The sequence below is a fragment of the Streptomyces spiralis genome, assembly GCF_014654675.1.
Lineage (GTDB): Bacteria > Actinomycetota > Actinomycetes > Streptomycetales > Streptomycetaceae > Streptomyces > Streptomyces spiralis.
Genome location: NZ_BNBC01000127.1, coordinates 1 through 1,924, shown reverse-complemented (window position 1 = coordinate 1,924; position 1,924 = coordinate 1). Strand labels below are relative to the sequence as shown.

Sequence of the window (1,924 nt, the reverse complement as noted above, 5' to 3'; positions counted from 1 at the left end):
GTCGCTTGAGTCGCGACACACAGCAATGCGGACTCAACACAGCCAAGGCCAACCCCGAGCCGAGGAGTGACATGGCCAGCACCCCGATGCTCAAGCTCCCCGAAGTCCTCGCTGAGATCGACATGAGCCGCGCCGCCTTCTACCGCATGCGCGCGCGTGGCCAGGCCCCGCGCCTGATCAAGCTCCCCAACGGGCAGCTTCGCTGCCGCCGCAGCGACCTGGACGCCTGGTGGGCGTCCATGGAAGAGAACGCTGCCTGATCACCGTCCCGCCCGAAGACCGAGGGGGCTCGCCTGTCGGCGAGCCCCCTTTGGAGTACGCATGCCGCTGACCTACGACGTACGCCTCTACACGATCGAAGTACGCAAAGACCGTCCGAAGCCCTACCGCGTGCGGTGGCTGGTCGGCGAACGGAAGCACTCGAAGAGCTACAAGCTGAAAGTGCAGGCCGACGGCCGCCGTTCGGAACTCATGTCCGCCGTCCGACGCGGCGAGCAGTTCGACGAGGAATCCGGCCTTCCCGTCTCTGAGCTGCGGGCAAAGCAGGGTTCCCTCACGTGGTACGACCACAGCCGCGCCTACATCGAACGCAAGTGGGCGCAGGCGCCGGCGAAATCCCGGAAGAACTACGCCGATGCGTTGGCCACGATCACGCCTGCTCTCGTGAAGACGAAAGCCGGAATGCCGGACGCGGCGCTGCTCCGCCGTGCGCTGTACGGGTGGGCGTACAACCGCAACCGGTGGGACCAGACACCGCCGGAAGACATCGCCCACGCTCTTCGCTGGGTGGCCAAGAACTCCATGCCTGTATCGGCCCTGGAGGACCCCGCGACGGTGCGTCTCGCTCTTGACGCTCTGGCGCTGAGGATGGACGGCAAGACGGCCGCACCCCGCACCGCCAAGCGGAAGCGAGCCTGTCTGAGCGACGTGCTTGGGCTCGCCGTGGAAGAGCAGTACTTCTCCATTCCGGTGAATCCCCTCAGCGCGGTGAAGTGGACCTCCCCGAAGGCTGTGGAACAGGTGGACCCGGAGAGCGTCGCCAATCCGCGGCAGGTACGGGCCCTGTTGGCGGGCGTCCGCGAGCAGGGGCCCCGTGGGCAGCACCTCGAAGCGTTCTTCGGGTGCCTGTACTACGCCGCCATGCGGCCGGCGGAGGCCGCCGCGCTCCGCGCCACGCAGTGCCACTTGCCAGAGAACGGGTGGGGCACGCTCACCTTGCGGCAGGGAGTCGTCCGCGCCGGACGGAACTGGACGGATGACGGGACGGCCCATGAAACCCGCCACCTCAAGGCTCGCGCGGTGAAGGACTCCCGCCTGGTCCCGATCCCACCCCACTTCGTTCGGCTACTCCGGCAGCACCTGGCAACGCACGGCACGGCACCCGATGGCCGGCTCTTCCGGACCAACCGTGGCGGTCTCCTCCAGGAGACCGGATACGGGGAGGTGTGGGCCAGGGCCCGCGAGAACGTCCTGACCGAGTCCGAGGCCGCCTCGCTCCTGGCGCGACGTCCTTATGATCTTCGCCACGCCGGGGTCTCTTTCTGGCTCAGTTCGGGAGTGGACGCCATGGAGTGCGCCCGCCGCGCCGGCCACAGCATCGCGGTGTTGCACAAGGTGTACGCCAAGGTCTTGGACCAGACCCGCGAGCGGGCCAACAGCCGGATCGAAGCGGCCCTACGCGAGTGGAACGAGCCGGAGTGATCGCCACTCCCTTGGGGGACACCTGGGGGACACGCCCTGATCAGAGGTGGGATTCAGGCGGTACAAGGTGAGACAGGCCGCCCGGAACCGGTGCTGAATCGAACAGCGACCAGGAACGAAGAAACCCCCTCCGACCTGCCGTAGAGGCTGGTCGGAGGGGGTTTCCCTCAGCGTGGCGGCGCTAGGATTCGAACCTAGGAAGGCTGAGCCGGCAGATTTACAG

General features: G+C 67.2%; 2 protein-coding genes. Both read left to right on the top strand.

All coding sequences use genetic code 11. The annotated features are described in order from the left end of the window. The first annotated feature begins 71 nt into the window (after positions 1-71). Complete coding sequence (locus IE318_RS44280) at positions 72-260, top strand: helix-turn-helix transcriptional regulator (RefSeq protein ID WP_189908477.1); 189 nt, start codon at positions 72-74, stop codon at positions 258-260. 61 nt (positions 261-321) lie between these two features. After that, entirely contained in the window at positions 322-1,701 is a 1,380-nt protein-coding gene (locus IE318_RS44275; RefSeq protein WP_189908476.1) for a tyrosine-type recombinase/integrase, read from the top strand. Positions 1,702-1,924 lie beyond the last annotated feature (223 nt).

Excerpts from the sequence above, each read along its gene's own strand:
- IE318_RS44280 (WP_189908477.1), top strand. The coding sequence starts at position 72 with ATGGCCAGCACCCCGATGCTCAAGCTCCCCGAAGTCCTCGCTGAGATC.
- IE318_RS44275 (WP_189908476.1), top strand. The coding sequence starts at position 322 with ATGCCGCTGACCTACGACGTACGCCTCTACACGATCGAAGTACGCAAA.